The sequence below is a fragment of the Streptomyces sp. NPDC014894 genome (genome assembly GCF_043080985.1).
GTDB lineage: Bacteria > Actinomycetota > Actinomycetes > Streptomycetales > Streptomycetaceae > Streptomyces.
The window spans coordinates 65,013-81,216 of sequence record NZ_JBIBWD010000005.1 but is presented as its reverse complement, the minus strand read 5'-3'; the positions used below and the strand labels follow the sequence as shown (position 1 = coordinate 81,216).

Sequence of the window (16,204 nt, the reverse complement as noted above, 5' to 3'; positions counted from 1 at the left end):
GCCCTCGCGGCGGCCCCCGGCCCGTCCGTATGCCCTTCACCGACAGACCACGAGGTGCACTCAGTCATGCGTACGCACATCACACGCCGCTCCGTCGTCGGAGCCTCCCTCGCCGTCGCCGGGACCGGCGTCCTGGCCGCCTGCTCCTCCTCCGGGAGCGGCGGCGGCCACGCCGGTCACGGCGGAGCGGGGGCCAAGAGCGCGGCCCCGGCCGGATTCGTCGCCCCCGACGGCGACGAGGTCGCCGCCGCCGAGGCCGCGCGCGGCGGCGGCCCCGAGCGGAAGGTGCGGCTCACCGCCACCGCCGCGCGGCTCGACCTCGGGGGCGAGACCGTCCGCACCTGGGCCTACGGGGACCGGCTGCCGGGCCGCGAGGTCCGGGCCGCCGCCGGGGAGACCCTCGCGCTGACCCTCGCCAACCACCTCCCCGAGACGACCTCCATGCACTGGCACGGGCTCGCCCTCCGCAATGACATGGACGGGGTCCCCGGGCTCACCCAGCGGCCCGTCAAGGCGGGCGCCGAGTTCACCTACCGGTTCGCGCTCGCGCACCCGGGCACGTACTGGTTCCACCCCCACTCCGGCGTCCAGCAGGACCGGGGTCTCTACGCGCCGCTGATCGTCGAGGACCCGAAGGAGCCGCTGGAGTACGACAAGGAGTGGGTCGTCGTCCTCGACGACTGGGTCGACGGGGTGGACGGGTCCACCCCGGACGCGGTCCTCGCGGAGCTGCGCAAGGGCATGTCCGGGGGCGGGCACGGCGGCGGGCACGAGGGGCACGGCGGGATCTCGCCCGTGAGCGTGACCGCCGAGGACCCCAAGGGCCCGTCCCGGATGATGATGGGCGCGAAGAGCGATCTGCTCGGCGGGGACGCCGGGGACGTCGCCTATCCGCACTACCTGGTCAACGGGCGACTCCCCGCCGCGCCCACCTCCTTCCGCGCCCGGCCCGGCGACCGCATCCGGCTGCGGATCATCAACGCGGGCGGCGACACCGCCTTCCGGGTCGCGCTCGGCGGCCATGAGATGACCGTGACCCACACCGACGGCTTCCCGGTCCGGCACGCCAGGACCGACGCCCTGCTGCTGGGCATGGGCGAGCGCTATGACGTACTGGTCACGGCGGGCGACGGGGTCTTCCCGCTCACCGCCGTCGCCGAGGGCAAGAAGGCCGCCGCGCTGGCCCTGCTGCGCACCGGCGGCGGCGCGGCCCCGGCCGCCTCCGTACGGCCGAAGGAGCTGTCCGGGCGGCTGCTGACCGCCGACCGGCTGCGCGCCGACGCCTCGGTCGCGCTCCCCCGCCGCAAGCCCGACCGCACCGTCCGGATCGAGCTGACCGGCGGGATGGCGAAGTACGACTGGGGCTTCGACGGGAAGCCGTACAGCCCCGACCGGAGGTACGAGGTCCGCTCCGGCGAGCGGGTGCGGCTGATCTTCCGCAACCCCACCGGGATGTGGCATCCGCTCCATCTGCACGGGCACACCTTCGCCCTGGCGAACACCCCGGACGGGCCGCGCAAGGACACCGCGATCATCCTGCCCAACGCCACCCTGAGCGTGGACTTCGACGCGGACAACCCGGGTCTGTGGATGATCCACTGCCATAACGTCTACCACGCGGAGGCGGGCATGATGACGGTGCTCGGCTACCGCAAGTAACCGGATCCCGGGCGGCCGGGGACCGTGCCCCGGCCGCCCGTGGGCGGTGCCACACCGCTCCGCCAGGACATCGCGTCAGAAAGACGATTACACTGGGGGGCGTGCCTCAACTACGCCTCGCCCTGAATCAGATCGACTCGACCGTCGGCGACCTCACCGGCAACACCGAGTCGATCGTGCACTGGACCCGGCACTCCGCCGAGCAGGGGGCTCATCTGGTCGCCTTCCCGGAGATGGTGCTGACCGGCTATCCCGTGGAGGATCTGGCCCTGCGCTCCTCCTTCGTGGAGGCGTCCCGGTCCGCCCTGCGCTCGCTGGCCGTCCGCCTGGCCGACGAGGGCTTCGGCGAGCTGCCCGTCGTCGTCGGCTATCTCGACCGCTCCGAGAGCGCGCAGCCGAAGTACGGCCAGCCCGCCGGCACCCCGCGCAACGCGGCCGCCGTGCTGCACCGGGGCGAGGTGGCGCTGCGCTTCGCCAAGCACCACCTTCCCAACTACGGCGTCTTCGACGAGTTCCGCTACTTCGTGCCCGGCGACACCCTGCCCGTGATCCGCGTCGGCGGGGTCGATGTGGCCCTCGCCATCTGCGAGGACCTCTGGCAGGACGGCGGCCGGGTGCCCGCCGCCCGGTCCGCCGGGGCCGGGCTGCTGCTCTCGGTCAACGCCTCCCCCTATGAGCGGAACAAGAACGACACCCGGCTGGAGCTGGTGCGCAAGCGCGCCCAGGAGGCCGGGTGCACCACCGCGTATCTGGCGATGATCGGCGGCCAGGACGAGCTGGTCTTCGACGGCGACTCCATCGTGGTCGACGCGGCGGGCGAGATCATCGCCCGCGCCCCCCAGTTCTCCGAGGGCTGTGTCGTCCTCGATCTGGAGCTGCCCGCCGCCGGGGAGATCCCCTCCGGCGTGGTGGACGACGGACTGCGGATCGAGCACGCGACGATCTCCGCCGAGCCCTTCCCGGCGTACGAGCCCGAGGTGACCGGCGGCTACGCCGAGCGGCTCGACGACGACGAGGAGGTGTACTCGGCGCTGGTGGTGGGTCTGCGGGCGTACGCCGCCAAGAACGGCTTCCGGTCCGTCCTCATCGGGCTCTCCGGCGGCATAGACTCCGCGCTCGTCGCCGCGATCGCCTGCGACGCGGTCGGCGCGAAGAACGTCTACGGCGTCTCCATGCCGTCCAAGTACTCCTCGGACCACTCCAAGGACGACGCAGCCGAGCTGGCCCGCCGTACCGGACTCAACTTCCGCACGGTGCCGATCGCGCCCATGTTCGACGCCTACATGGGCTCGCTGGGGCTGACCGGCCTCGCCGAGGAGAATCTCCAGTCGCGGCTGCGCGGCACCCTGCTGATGGCCCTCTCCAACCAGGAGGGCCACATCGTGCTCGCGCCGGGCAACAAGTCCGAGCTGGCGGTGGGGTACTCGACGCTCTACGGCGACTCGGTCGGCGCGTACGGGCCCATCAAGGACGTGTACAAGACGACCGTCTTCCGGCTGGCGAAGTGGCGCAACCGGGCCGCCGAGGAGCGCGGCCAGACCCCGCCGATCCCCGAGGCGTCGATCACCAAGCCCCCGAGCGCGGAGCTGCGCCCCGGCCAGGTCGACACCGACTCGCTGCCGGACTACGAGGTCCTGGACGACATCCTCGCCCTCTATGTGGACGGCGACCGGGGCAAGGACGAGATCGTGGCGGCGGGGTACGACGAGGAGCTGGTCGCCCGGACGCTGCGGATGGTGGACACCGCCGAGTACAAGCGCCGGCAGTACCCGCCGGGCACCAAGATCTCGGCGAAGGGCTTCGGCAAGGACCGCCGGCTGCCGATCACCAACCGCTGGCGCGAATCGACGGGCTGACCTCCGCGACCGCGCCGGACCGGGGCGCGGGGAGACCATGACGAGGGCCCGGAGCGGCGATTCGCTCCGGGCCCTCGTCGTGTCCTGTGTCCCGTGTCCTGTGTCCTGTGTTTCGTGTTTCGTGTTTCGGACCCCGGGCCCGTACCCCGCGATCCGGACCCCGGTTCGGGGATCCCGTCGTTCAGAGTTCCACGCGGGCCGCGATCGGCAGATGGTCGCTGTCGGTGCGGGGCAGGGTCCAGGAGGAGACCGGCTCGACGCCCTTGACCATGATCTGGTCGATCCGGGCCAGGGGGAAGGAGGCGGGCCAGCTGAAGCCGAAGCCGTCGCCCGCCGCGCCCTGGGTCGAACGCATCTGGGAGGTCACCGCGTTGAGCGCGCGGTCGTTCATGGTGCCGTTGAGATCGCCGAGCAGGACCACCTTGCCGGTCCGCTCGTCCGCGATCGCCTCGCCGAGGGCGTCGGCGCTGTCGTCGCGCTGGCCGGCGGTGAACCCGGCGCGCATCTTCACCCGTACCGACGGCATATGGGCCACATAGACGGCCACCTCGCCCTTGGCCGTGGTCACCGTGGTGCGCATCGCGCGGGTCCAGCCCATCCCGATGTCGACGGGCTTGGTGTCGGCCAGGGGGTACTTGCTCCACAACCCGACCGTGCCCTGCACCGAGTGGTACTTGTACGTCGCGGCCAGCGCCTTCTCGTAGACCGGGACCTGACCCTGGGCCAGCTCCTGGAGGGCCAGCACGTCCGCGCCCGAGGCGGCGACCTTCTCGGCGGTGCCCGCCGGGTCCGGGTTCTCGGCGTTGACGTTGTGCGTGGCGACCGTCAGATCGCCGCCCGAGGTGGACTTGTCGGTGAGCAGCCCGCCGAAGAGGTTGACCCAGACGACCGCGGGCACCAGGACGGCGATCAGCGCGGTCGCGGAGCGCCGCCAGAGCGCGGCGACGAGCAGCACCGGGACGAAGAGCACCCCCAGCCACGGCAGGAAGGTCTCCCCCAGACTGCCCAAGTTGCCGATCCGGTTGGGGATCTGGGCGTGGAAAATCATCAACAGGGCGACCAGCACGGCGAGAACCGCGAGGACGACGCCGCGCCGCCAGATGTCCCGGTCGCCGCGCCACCGTTCGAGCAGACGGCGGGAGCGGGAATCGGTGACGAGGTCCTCCGGGCCGCCGCTCCCGGTCTCCGTCTTGTACGCCTGCACCATGGAGCTGTCCTTACTGACTTGCCGCCGTCACACGAGCCTCGCCGATGACACTAGGCGATGACGGTACTTGTCACGCCGCCCCGGGGGCGGCCGTTCTGTGCCGATGACGACCGGGCGGCACCCACGGTTCCTGATATCGGGGCAGGTCGGGAAGGTGTGACGGAACACGCATCGCCCGGCGGCCGACCCGCGCACCGGATCTCGCCCCGGCGCGGCGGGCCGGGCGCGCCCCGGGCCGGTCCGGACCGGCCGCCCCGGACCGGCCGCCGCGCGGTCCCGGCCGGCCGGTGGCACGGAGTGCCGCCCACAGCGTGCCGTGTCCACGCGGCGACGCTCGGTGAGGAGGGCGGCCCCCTTCCGTGCAGGCGGCACGAAGTGCCACCATGGGGAGTGATCCGGGGACGCCGTCAGGGCGCCTCGAGATGACATGAGGAGCCGTTGACCATGACGCTTCAGGCTGCCCGAAAGCCCGCCGACAGCAGCAAGGCGCTGTACGGCGGCAAGGGCACTCGCCGTATCACCGTCCACGACATCGCCGCCGCGAAAGAGCGCGGCGAGAAGTGGCCGATGCTCACCGCATACGACGCGATGACCGCGTCCGTCTTCGACGAGGCCGGCATCCCGGTCATGCTCGTCGGGGACTCCATGGGCAACACCCACCTCGGCTACGAGACCACCGTGCCGGTCACCATGGACGAGATGACCCTGCTGTCCGCCGCCGTCGTACGCGGCTCCCGCCGGGCGCTGATCGTCGGCGATCTGCCCTTCGGCTCGTACCAGGAGGGCCCCGTACAGGCCCTGCGCAACGCCACCCGGCTGGTCAAGGAGGCGGGCGTCGGCGCGGTCAAGCTGGAGGGCGGCGAGCGCTCGCTGCCGCAGACCGAGCTGATCATCCAGTCCGGGATCCCGGTCATGTCCCATCTGGGCCTGACCCCGCAGTCCGTGAACACCATGGGCTACCGGGTCCAGGGCCGTGGCGACGAGGCCGCCCACCAGCTACTGAACGACGCAAAGGCGGCCCAGGACGCGGGCGCCTTCGCCGTCGTCCTGGAGCTGGTGCCCGCCGAGCTGGCCGCCGAGGTCACCCGCTCCCTGCACATCCCGACCATCGGCATCGGCGCGGGCCCCGACACGGACGCCCAGGTCCTCGTCTGGACCGACATGGCCGGACTCACCGGCGGCAAGGTGCCGCGCTTCACCAAGCAGTACGCCGACCTCCGCCGCACCCTGGGCGACGCGGCGAAGGCCTTCGCCGACGATGTCGCGGGCGGGGCGTTCCCGCTGGAGGAGCACACCTTCCACTGAGGCTCGCAACAGTCCGATCGGCGGCCCGCCGGGGTTCTCCCCCGGCGGGCCGTCCGCTTTCCCGGCCCGCGCCGCCGATGCGGGCGGGGCCGTGCGGGCCGTGCGGGCCGTGCTGACAGCGGTACGGCCCGGCTGTCAGCCGTCTGTCAGCGGCCTGTCGGCGGTCTGTCGGACGCGGGGCCCATCGTGGGGGCCATGAAGCGAATCGACAGGAACCCGGGCGACGGCGGGAGGGCCGCCGTGGAGGTGCGGGGGCTGGTCAAGCACTACGGCGAGACCAAGGCGCTGGACGGGGTCGACCTCACGGTCCGCGAAGGCACCGTCCTCGGGGTCCTCGGACCCAACGGCGCCGGCAAGACCACCCTCGTACGCTGCCTCTCCACGCTCGTCGTCCCCGACGCGGGCGCCGCCACCGTCGCCGGATACGACGTGGTCCGCCAGGCGCGGCAGCTGCGCCGTGTCATCGGGCTCACCGGACAGTACGCCTCGGTCGACGAGAAGCTCTCCGGCTGGGAGAACCTCTACATGATCGGGCGGCTGCTCGATCTGTCCCGCGCCGCGGCCCGCCGCAGGGCCGACGAGATGCTGGAGCGCTTCTCACTCACCGAGGCGGCCAAGCGGGTCGCGGCCCAGTACTCCGGCGGGATGCGGCGGCGGCTCGACCTCGCCGCCTCGATGATCGGACAGCCCTCCGTGCTCTATCTGGACGAGCCGACGACCGGACTCGACCCCAGGACCCGCAACGAGGTCTGGGACGAGGTGAAGCGGATGGTCGGGGAGGGCATGACCGTCCTGCTCACCACCCAGTACATGGAGGAGGCCGAGCAGCTCGCCGACGAGCTGACCGTCATCGACCGGGGCAAGGTCATCGCCTCCGGCGGCGTGGACGAGCTGAAGGCCAGGGTCGGCGGCCGCACCCTGCGGATCCGGCCCAGCGACCCCGGCGACCTGCCCGCGATGGCGCGGGCGCTGCGCGAGTCCGGCCTCGGCGGGATCCCCGGAGCGAGCGTCGGCCCCGACGGGGGCGGGCTGTCCGTGCCCATCCTCGCGGACGCGCAGCTGACCGCGGTGGTGGGCCTGATGGCCTCGCACGGTTTCGGCATCGCCCACATCGACACCCACATGCCCAGCCTGGACGAGGTGTTCCTGGCGATCACCGGCGAGCCGACCGCGGACGCCGGGGCACACCCCGAGGAGGCCGCCGTATGACCACGACCACCAGCCCGGGAGCCCACACCGCCGGCGCCGCTGACACCGCTGGGGCCACCGACGCCACGGGCGAGGGCAGCGCCCCGCCCGCCCCGGCGGATCCGTCCGACGAGGGCCGGATCGGCCTCCGGTCCCATCTGCGGCACATCGGCGCGCTGGTGCGCCGCAACGCCCTCCAGATCAAGCAGGACCCGGATTCGATGGCCGACGCCCTGCTGATGCCGATCATCTTCACCCTGCTGTTCGTCTATGTCTTCGGCGGGGCGATCTCGGGTCAGGGGAACCGGGAGGAGTACGTCAACTACCTCGTGCCCGGTCTGATGGCGATGATGGGCCTGAGCATCGCCATGGCGGTGGGCACCGGCGTCAACACCGATGTGAGCAAGGGGGTGATGGACCGCTTCCGGTCCATGCCGATCGCCCGCTCGTCGGTGCTGATCGCGAAGATCGTCGTCGAGATCGGCCGGATGACGATCGCCATGACGATCCTGCTCTGCATGGGCTTTCTGCTCGGCATGGAGCTGGGGACCTCCGTGTGGAGGCTGTTCGCCGCGATGGGGCTCTCCCTGCTCTTCGGCGCGTCCCTGATGTGGATCTTCATCCTGCTCGGTCTCACGGTGAAGACGGCCCAGGCCGTCCAGGGGTTGGCCATGCTCATCCTGATACCGCTCCAGTTCGGCTCGTCCATCTTCGCCTCGCCGTCCACGATGCCCGGCTGGCTGAGGACCTTCACCGACTACAACCCGCTCTCCAATCTGGCCGACGCGGCGCGGGCCCTGATCAACGGCGGCGAGTTCGCCTCCTCGGTCTGGTGGACGCTCGGCTGGGCGGCGGCCATCACGGCGGTCACCGCGCCGCTCGCGATCGCCAAGTTCCGCAAGCACACCTGAGCCGCACCGGGTGCGGGCCCGGGCTCAGACGAGGGCGGCGGCCTCCTCCAGGGTGAGGGCGCCGCCCTCGGCGTACGCGCTCGCGTACGCGTCGTCGCCGAGGGCCGCCCGCACCGACGCCTCCGCCTCCGCGCGGCACTTCCGCTCGTGCGCGGAGGCGAAGTGCGCCTCGGGCCGCTGGACGTCGGAGGCCCCGAGCAGCCGGGCCGCGTCCGCCGCCCGCTCGGGGCGGGCCTGGGCCAGCGCGTCGGCCGCCGTCACCAGATGCACCACCGCCAGCTGGGGGGCGACCACCCGGCACAGCGGGTCCAGGGCCTGTTCGAGCGCGTACCGCGCCTGGTCCAGCGCCTGCCCCGGAAGGCCGTCGGCGAGATCGAGCCAGGCGAGATAGCCCACGACCATGCCTTCGAAGATCGCCATGGTGTTGGAGTGGAACTGGTCGATCAGCGCCCGGACGTGCTCGCGCGCCTCCGGGCGGCGGCCGGTGCGGCCCAGCCACAGCGAGAGATAGATCCGGGCGACGGCCGTGCACTCGTTGGACACGCCGTCGTTCTCGGCGAGCACCTCGCGGATCACCCGCTCGCCGCACTCCTCCTCGCCCAGTTCCAGCAGGATCCCGCCGAGCCGGGCCCGGAAGACGGCCACATGCGTGCGGGCGCCGACCCGCTCGGCGTATCCGAGGGCGGTGGCGAAGTCCTCGGCGGCGAGCGCGTACTCGCCCCGGCGCTCCCGGGACTCGCCGCGGGCGGAGAGCGCCTCGGCCGCGCCCCAGGAGTCGCCGATGCGGATGAACATCTCCAGCGCCTCGTCGGCGTCGCGGGTGGCCTGCGGAGCCCAGAGACCCCGGTTGGCGAGGACCCCGGCGCGGGACTGGAGCGCGCTGGCCAGCTCCCAGTCGTACCCGAGGGCGCGGCAGGCGCGGACGGTCTCGTCCAGCATGTCCTTGAGCCGGTCGGCCTCGCCGGTCATCAGGACGGCGAAGAACCAGAGCGCGCCCGGGGAGCGGCAGGTCTGGGGCAGTCCCGGGCGGTAGGCCCGGACGACTCCGCGCATGCGCTCCAGGCTCTCGGCGCTGCTCCAGGCCTGGTTGTCGTGCTGGAAGAAGGTCATGTGGATCAGCGCGTTGCCCCGGCGGGCCTCCTGGAGCAGTTCGGGACCCATGGGCGGCGGGGCGTCCGTGAACCGTTCGAAGACCGGGGGCGCGGGGGCGACCGGGGGCGCGAACGGGTCGGGGCCGAGCGCGGCGGCGGCGCCGGACCAGTGGCGGGCCTCCGCGCGCAGGTCCCTGATCTGCCAGTACCAGGCGAGGTACAGCACGAGACAGAGCGCCTCCTGCTCGTCCCGGGCGGCGATCGCGCGGCGCAGGGCGGTGCGCAGATTCTCGTACTCGCGCTGGATCAGCGCGATGGCCGCGACCTGGTCGGGGCCGCGCAGCATGGGGTCGGCGGCGCGGGCGAGTTCGCGGTGGTGGACGAGGTGGCGGCGCTCGGCCCCGGCCCGTTCGCCGGCCTCGCCGAGGCGTTCGGCGGCGTACTCGGCGACGGTTTCGAGCAGCCGGTAGCGCATGCCGTCCGGGCCGCCGGGCTCGGCGACGACGAGGGATTTGTCGATGAGGGAGCCGAGGAGCGAGGCGATGTCGTGCACGTCGACACCGCCGCCGGAGCGGGAGTCGGAGCGGGAGTCGGTCTCCGTGCCCGCGCCCGCGTCGGCGCAGACCGCCTCCGCCGCCGCGAGTTCGCAGCCGCCGGAGAAGACGGAGAGCCGGCGCAGCACGGCCCGCTCGGAGGCGTCGAGGAGGTCCCAGGACCAGTCGACCACGGCGCGCAGGGTCTGCTGGCGGGGCAGCACGGTGCGGCTGCCCGCGGTGAGCAGACGGAAGCGGTCGTCGAGGCGGTCGGCTATCTGGCGCGGGGTGAGCATGCGCAGCCGGGCGGCGGCGAGTTCGATGGCGAGCGGGAGGCCGTCGAGCCGCCGGCAGATCTCGGCGCAGGCCTCCGGATCGTCCTCGGCGCTGAATCCCGGCCGGGCGGCGGCCCCGCGCTCGGCGAACAGCCGCAGCGCGCTGGGGTCGGGGAGCGGGCCGACGGGCCGCAGCAGCTCGCCGGGGACGGCGAGCTGCTCCCGGCTGGTGGCGAGGACGCGCAGCCCGGGGCAGTGGGTGAGCAGGGTCTCGGCGAGGGCGGCGGCCGCGCCGACGACATGTTCGCAGTTGTCGAGGACGAGGAGCATCCGGCGGCGGGAGCAGTGCTCGACGAGGCGTACGAGGGGGTCGTCGCCGTGCCGGTCGGCGGCCCTCAGCTCCTCGGCCCCGGAGCCGCGCAGCACGGTCTGGCGGACTCCGAGGACGGAGAGGACGGCCTCGGCGACGTCGTCCGGATCGTCGACGGAGGCCAGTTCGGCGAACCAGACGCCGTCCGGGGCGTCGGGCGCGGTCCGCTCGGCGGCCTCCTGGGAGAGCCGGGTCTTGCCCGCCCCGCCGGGGCCGAGGAGGGTGACGAGCCGGGCCGCGGCGAGGTCGTCCCGCAGGGCGGCGAGGTCGTGCTCCCGTCCGACGAAGGAGGTGAGCCGCGCCCGGAGGTTCCCGCGCCGGACGGGCCCGGCCTCGGGTGCGGGCACCGGCCCGGCCTCGGGTGCGGGCGCGGGCGCGGTTTCAGGGGCGGGCACGGTTTCAGGAGCGGCGGTGGCGGTGGCGGCACCGCCGGTGGAGAGGAGTTCGCGGTGGAGGTCGCGCAGGGCCGGCCCGGGGTCGGCTCCGAGGCGGTCGGCGAGACGGCGGCGGAAGGCGTCGTACTCGGCGAGGGCCTGCGCGGGCCGGCCGGCCGCCGCGAGGGCGCGCAGCCGCAGGACCCGGAGGGGCTCGTCCAGCGGGTGGGCGGCGCACAGCTCCGCCAGCTCCGGCAGGGTCTCCTGGGCGCGGCCGAGGGCCAGGAGGGCGTCGAGCCGGGTGCGGCGGGCGTCCAGCCGCCGGGCCTCCCAGCGGGCGGCCTCGGCGTCCCGGTCGGGCAGATCGGCGAGGACGGGGCCGCGCCACAGCTCCAGCGCCTCGTCCAGCAGGGCCTCCGCCGCGCGGGCGTCGCCCCGCGCCACGGCCTTCGCGCCCTGGGCCGTCAGCCGGTCGAACCGGTGGAGGTCCACGTCGTCCGTCCCGGCGCACAGCAGATAGCCGCCGCCCTCGGCGGAGCCGACCGCGTCCCGTCCGAGCGTCCGGCGCAGCCGGCCGACCAGCGCCTGGACCGCGCCCGGCGCGTCCGCGGGCGGGTCCCCGGCCCAGACCTCGTCCACGATGCGGCCGACCGGGACGGTGCGTCCGGGGCGCATCGCCAGCACGGTCAGCAGGGCGCGCAGCCGCGCGCCGCCGAGGGCGACGGGGGTGCCGTCGCCGCGGTGGGCCTGGGTGGTGCCGATCAGCGAGATGCGCACCCGTTCATTGTCCCTGGTGCGCGTCGGCGGGTCCCCGGCGGACGGCGCGGGGAACCGTGGGGGCCCGCCCGCGCGTTGCCCCGCCGCGTGTACGGTTCGGTCCGCAGGTCCCCCGCACCCCAGGAGTCGCGCCATGTCCACCACTGCCTCCCGCCGGGGCGACCGGCGCGTCAGCCCCGTGTTCCTCGGCATCGCCGCGGTGACGGCGGTGACCGGCTGGGCGGTCTGGACGGACTTCGCCGCCTCGGCGGGGCTCGCCGTCTTCCTCTTCGTGACCTCGGCGTGGATCGTCTCGCTCTGTCTGCACGAGTACGCGCACGCGAGCACCGCCCATCACAGCGGTGATCTGTCGGTGGGCACCAAGGGGTATCTGACGCTCAACCCGCTGGTGTACACGCACGCGATGCTGAGCATCGTGCTGCCGGTGCTCTTCGTGATCCTGGGCGGCATCGGTCTGCCGGGCGGCGCGGTCTTCATCGAGCGCGGCAGCATCCGGGGCCGCTGGAAGCACAGTCTGATCTCGGCGGCGGGCCCGCTGACCAATGTGCTGTTCGCCGTGGTGTGCACCGCGCCGTTCTGGCTGGACGCGCTGGACGGGGTGCCGACGGTCTTCCGGTACGCGCTGGGGTTCCTGGCGCTGCTCCAGGTCAGCGCCGCGATCCTGAACTTCCTGCCGGTGCCGGGGCTGGACGGTTACGGCGTGATCGAGCCCTGGCTCTCGTACCGCGTCCGCCGTCAGGTGGAGCCGCTCGCGCCGTTCGGGCTGTTCCTGGTGTTCGCGCTGCTGTTCATCCCCGAGGTGAACCGGATGTTCTTCGGCGGGGTGGACGCGGTGCTGGGGGTGCTGGGCGTGAGCGAGCTGGAGAGCGGCTGCGGCTTCGACTACTACCGGTTCTGGCAGGGCGAGAACGAGTTCTGCGCGTCCTTCGCGGACCGCTAGGGCCTGCCCGCCCCTTCCTTCGGGGCCGGGCGTCAGCCCGTCGCGGCGGCGCGCTCCAGCTTGGCCTTGCGGAAGTAGTACCAGGCCATGTTGGAGGAGAGCCCGGCGACCAGCACCCACAGGACGCCGATCCACATGCCCTGGGTGAAGGAGAGCACGGCCGCGGTGACGGCGAGCGCGCAGACGACGAGTGCGAAGAGAGCGAGGCGGGGCATGGGGTGAGGCTCCTGTCGGGGGTGTTTTCCGTCCCGTCCAGTGTCCCCCATGCCCCGCTCGCGTCGTCACCGCGCCCGGGGCGAGCCGCCGCGACCGCCGGGGGCGGCCCGCGGCGCCGGGCCGGGCGTCCCCCGAGGACACGGCGGGACGCCGGCCGGACGCCGCCCGGACGACCGCCTCCGGGACCGGCCGGACGTCGGTCGGGCGACCGCCTCCGGGGCCGGTCAGACGTCGGTCACGCGCAGGCCCGCGTGGGCCTTGTAGCGGCGGTTGACCGAGATCAGATTGGCGACCAGCGACTCGACCTGGTGGGCGTTGCGCAGCCGGCCCGCGAAGACTCCGCGCATGCCGGGGATGCGGCCCGCCAGCGCCTGCACGATGTCGGTGTCGGCGCGGGACTCGCCCAGCACCATCACATCGGTGTCGATCCGCTCGACCGAGGCGTCCTGGAGCAGGACGGCGGAGAGGTGGTGGAAGGCGGCGGCGACCCGGGAGTCCGGGAGCAGGGCGGCGGCCTGCTCGGCGGCGCTGCCCTCCTCGGGCTTCAGCGCGTACGCGCCCTTCTTGTCGAAGCCGAGCGGGTTGACGCAGTCGACGACGAGCTTGCCGGTCAGCTCCTCGCGCAGGGCTTCGAGGGTCTTGGCGTGTCCGTCCCAGGGCACGGCGACGATCACCACATCGCTGCGCCGGGCGCATTCGGCGTTCTCCGCGCCCTCGACGCCCAGGCCGAGTTCGGCGGCGGCGCTCCGCGCGCGGTCGGCGGCCCGGGAGCCGATGATCACTTTCTGGCCGGCCAGGGCCAGCCGGTAGGCGAGGCCCCGCCCCTGGTCACCGGTGCCGCCGAGGACTCCGACGACGAGTCCGGACACGTCGGGGAGGTCCCGGGGATCCTTGGGCGCTGTGTTCTCAGTGGAAGTCATGGGCCGACCCTACTCGCAGGTACGACGGCGGGCCGGTCGACCCGAACGGGTGAGGGAGGACCGACCGGCACGCCTTCGTACGGCGGGTGTTGCAGGATGCGGGGCCATGGACACCGTACGGGTGGCGCTGTTGCGCGAGGTTCTGTCGGGCACCGAGTGGCCGGGGGCGACCCGGCGGTTCGCGGGGGTGCTGCGATCGTCGGTGGTGCGGCGGGGCGGGGGGCTGCTGCTGGTGGGCACGGAGGAGTACGAGCCGTGGCATCTGGCGGCGCATCTGGTGGACGAGGCGGCCTGGTCGGGGCTGCCGGAGCTGGCCCCGACGCTGGTCCGGCACCGGGCGCGGCCCGGCGATCCGGCGCATCTGGGGGTGGGGCTCGGCCGGCTGGAGCGGGTGCGGCGCGGGGAGACGCTGCTCGTGGTGGCCCCGGAGCGGCCCGAGGACGCGCTGCTGGAGCGGGTGCACGACGCCCGCCGGGCGGGCGTCACGGTGCTGGCGCTGGAGGGCGGGGACCGGGAGGTGCGTTCCCTGGCGCACGAGGCGCTGACGGTGGCGGCCGGCGGGGACTCGGTGGACTTCGATCTGGTGCAGCATCTCGTGAGCGCGGCGGCGGGCGAGAACAGCGTCCCCGACGCCCGGGGCCCCCACCGCTTCCGCGACCGCCTCTCGCGCCTGGTCGACCAGCTGACCGCCCCGCCCCCGGCCCGCTGGTAGGTCCCCCTCCGGGGGAGCGAGGGGGGTACGCGGCCCGGGCCCCGGGCCCGGGCCGATCGGACCTCCGGGGTCTCCCGGGCCGGGGATTACGCAGGTCACACGGAATTCGGTTGCCCGGGCGGGACGGGGAGACGGACGATGGCACGTTGTGACGTCGAAGCTCTCCGCGATACTCCCCGATCTCTCGCCCTGGCGATCCTCCGCCGACTTCCGGCTGCTGTGGGTGCAGGGGCTGATCGCCCACTTCGGCAGCGCCATGGCGATGATCGCGCTGCCGCTCCAGATCAAGGATCTGACGGGATCGCCGCTCGCGGTGGGCGCGATGGGCGCGGTGGAGCTGGTGCCGCTGATCGTCTTCGGGCTGTACGGCGGGGCCCTCGCGGACGCCGTCGACCGGCGCAAGCTGATCATCGCCACGGAGGCGGGCCTCGGGCTCCTCGCGGTGATCCTGATGGTGAACGCGCTGCTGCCGGAGCCGCTGCTGTGGCCGCTGTACGTGGTGGCGGCGGGCGTCTCGGCGATGGCCGGGCTCCAGCGGCCCGCGCTGGACGCGATGCTGGCCCGGATCGTGCCGCACGACCAGCTGACGGCGGCCGCCGCGCTGAACAATCTGCGCTGGCAGCTCGGCGGGATCGCCGGCCCGTCGGCGGCCGGTCTGGTGGTGGCGTACTCGGGCCACGCGACGGCGTACGGGATCACCCTGCTCGGGTTCGCCGTCTCGGTGCTGATGTGTCTGCGGCTCGCCCCCGCGCCGCCCGCGCACGACGCGGAGAAGCCCTCGCTGCGCGGCATCGTGGAGGGCGCGCGCTACGCCTGGTCGCGCCCGGTGCTGATGGGGACCTACGCCATCGACCTGGTCGCGATGATCTTCGCCTTCCCGATCGCGATCTTCCCGTTCCTCGCGGACGATCTGAACGCGCCGTGGTCGCTCGGCCTGATGTTCGCCGCGATCTCCGTGGGCTCGGTGCTGCTGAGCGCGATGAGCGGCTGGACCACCCGGGTGCGGCGGCACGGGCTGCTGGTGATCTACGGCGCGGGCGCGTGGGGGCTGGGCATCGCGGCGGCGGGCTGGTTCGACAGCGTGTGGCTGGTGCTGGTGGCGCTGGCGGTCGCGGGCGCGGGCGACACCCTGAGCGGGCTGGGCCGGATGACGATCTGGAATCAGACGATCCCGGACGAGCTGCGGGGGCGGCTGGCGGGCATCGAGGTGCTCTCGTACAGCGTCGGCCCCCAGCTGGGCCAGGTCCGTTCGGGCGCGATGGCCGGCTGGACGGGCACCAGGGCGGCGATCTGGAGCGGCGGGGTGGTCTGCATCGCGGGCGTGGTGCTGATGGCGGCGGCGCTGCCCAAGCTGGTGCGGTACGACTCCGACACCGACGAGGACGCCCAGCTCCGCCGCGCCCAGCGGGAGGCCGCGCTCGGCGAATGAGCGACGGCCGTCGGCCCGTACCGTCGGGTGGGCGGCGACCCGACCCGTACCGAAGATGGGCGGCGCCCCGGCCCCGTACCGGTGGATGAACGGCGACCCGACCGCGTACCGGCGAGTGGGCGGCGGCCCGGCCCGTACCGGCGAGCGGGCGGGTACGGGGCCGGGCCGGCCGTGGCGGCTCAGTCCCGGCCGCTCCCGGCGTCGCCCCGGGGGGCGTCGTGCCACTTCGGGTCGGTCTCCCACTCCAGATTGCGCTCGCGGGCCGTCTCCATCGCCTGCTCCGCCTCCTTGCGCGTGGTGTAAGGGCCGAAACGGTCCTTCGCGGGACAGTCCGGGCCCTCCTCCACCTTCTGGTGCTTGAGGCAGTAGTACCACTCGCCCGGTTTGCCCGCCGTGCGCTTCTTGAACAGGGCCATCGTCGGCTCCCTTCCCGTCACCGGG

At 73.5% G+C, this 16,204-nt stretch carries 13 protein-coding genes; 8 read left to right on the top strand and 5 right to left on the bottom strand.

The features are described from left to right. The first annotated feature begins 66 nt into the window (after window positions 1-66). The gene (locus ACF089_RS14045) at window positions 67-1,659 is read left to right on the top strand and encodes a multicopper oxidase family protein (protein WP_392025867.1); all 1,593 of its coding nucleotides are present in this window, start codon (window positions 67-69) and stop codon (window positions 1,657-1,659) included. A gap of 101 nt (window positions 1,660-1,760) precedes the next feature. Then, the gene (locus ACF089_RS14040; protein ID WP_392025865.1) at window positions 1,761-3,515 is read left to right on the top strand and encodes an NAD+ synthase; all 1,755 of its coding nucleotides are present in this window, start codon (window positions 1,761-1,763) and stop codon (window positions 3,513-3,515) included. Between the two features lie 181 nt (window positions 3,516-3,696). Here the strand turns inward: ACF089_RS14040 and ACF089_RS14035 are convergent, their stop codons facing one another. Then, the gene (locus ACF089_RS14035) at window positions 3,697-4,722 is read right to left on the bottom strand and encodes an endonuclease/exonuclease/phosphatase family protein (RefSeq protein ID WP_392025863.1); all 1,026 of its coding nucleotides are present in this window, start codon (window positions 4,720-4,722) and stop codon (window positions 3,697-3,699) included. Between the two features lie 444 nt (window positions 4,723-5,166). On the opposite strand from ACF089_RS14035, the gene panB reads away from it, so the two are divergent. The 3 genes from panB to ACF089_RS14020 all read left to right on the top strand — a co-directional run bounded on the left by panB (window position 5,167) and on the right by ACF089_RS14020 (window position 8,126). Next, window positions 5,167-6,027, top strand: coding sequence for a 3-methyl-2-oxobutanoate hydroxymethyltransferase (gene panB, locus ACF089_RS14030; protein ID WP_392025861.1), 861 nt, complete (start codon window positions 5,167-5,169; stop codon window positions 6,025-6,027). Window positions 6,028-6,222: 195 nt separating this feature from the next. Continuing rightward, window positions 6,223-7,236, top strand: a complete 1,014-nt coding sequence (locus ACF089_RS14025; protein ID WP_392025859.1) for an ATP-binding cassette domain-containing protein — start codon at window positions 6,223-6,225, stop codon at window positions 7,234-7,236. Next, entirely contained in the window at window positions 7,233-8,126 is an 894-nt protein-coding gene (locus ACF089_RS14020; RefSeq protein ID WP_392025857.1) for an ABC transporter permease, read from the top strand. The genes ACF089_RS14025 and ACF089_RS14020 overlap by 4 nt, the downstream gene beginning before the upstream one ends. 24 nt (window positions 8,127-8,150) lie before the next feature. On the opposite strand, the gene ACF089_RS14015 is transcribed toward ACF089_RS14020, so the two are convergent. After that, window positions 8,151-11,546: a BTAD domain-containing putative transcriptional regulator gene (locus ACF089_RS14015; protein WP_392025856.1), complete on the bottom strand. Its 3,396-nt coding sequence runs from the start codon at window positions 11,544-11,546 to the stop codon at window positions 8,151-8,153. A gap of 133 nt (window positions 11,547-11,679) precedes the next feature. On the opposite strand from ACF089_RS14015, the gene ACF089_RS14010 reads away from it, so the two are divergent. After that, window positions 11,680-12,486 carry a site-2 protease family protein gene (locus ACF089_RS14010; protein WP_392025854.1) on the top strand — a complete coding sequence of 269 codons (807 nt, stop codon included), beginning with the start codon at window positions 11,680-11,682 and terminating at the stop codon, window positions 12,484-12,486. A gap of 32 nt (window positions 12,487-12,518) precedes the next feature. On the opposite strand, the gene ACF089_RS14005 is transcribed toward ACF089_RS14010, so the two are convergent. Both ACF089_RS14005 and npdG read right to left on the bottom strand, forming a co-directional pair. Beyond that, on the bottom strand, window positions 12,519-12,701 hold the full coding sequence (locus ACF089_RS14005; RefSeq protein ID WP_392025853.1) for a hypothetical protein: 183 nt from the start codon (window positions 12,699-12,701) through the stop codon (window positions 12,519-12,521). 225 nt (window positions 12,702-12,926) lie between these two features. Beyond that, complete coding sequence (gene npdG / locus ACF089_RS14000; protein WP_392025851.1) at window positions 12,927-13,622, bottom strand: NADPH-dependent F420 reductase; 696 nt, start codon at window positions 13,620-13,622, stop codon at window positions 12,927-12,929. Between the two features lie 106 nt (window positions 13,623-13,728). On the opposite strand from npdG, the gene ACF089_RS13995 reads away from it, so the two are divergent. Together ACF089_RS13995 and ACF089_RS13990 are read left to right on the top strand one after the other, a co-directional pair. Then, window positions 13,729-14,334 carry a hypothetical protein gene (locus ACF089_RS13995; protein WP_392025849.1) on the top strand — a complete coding sequence of 202 codons (606 nt, stop codon included), beginning with the start codon at window positions 13,729-13,731 and terminating at the stop codon, window positions 14,332-14,334. A 148-nt stretch (window positions 14,335-14,482) separates the two neighbouring features. Next, a complete protein-coding gene (locus ACF089_RS13990; protein ID WP_392025847.1) occupies window positions 14,483-15,763 on the top strand; it encodes an MFS transporter in 1,281 nt (426 codons plus the stop codon). 179 nt (window positions 15,764-15,942) lie between these two features. Here ACF089_RS13990 and ACF089_RS13985 read toward each other — a convergent pair whose 3' ends face one another. Next, complete coding sequence (locus ACF089_RS13985; RefSeq protein ID WP_392025846.1) at window positions 15,943-16,179, bottom strand: hypothetical protein; 237 nt, start codon at window positions 16,177-16,179, stop codon at window positions 15,943-15,945. Window positions 16,180-16,204: the final 25 nt, after the last annotated feature.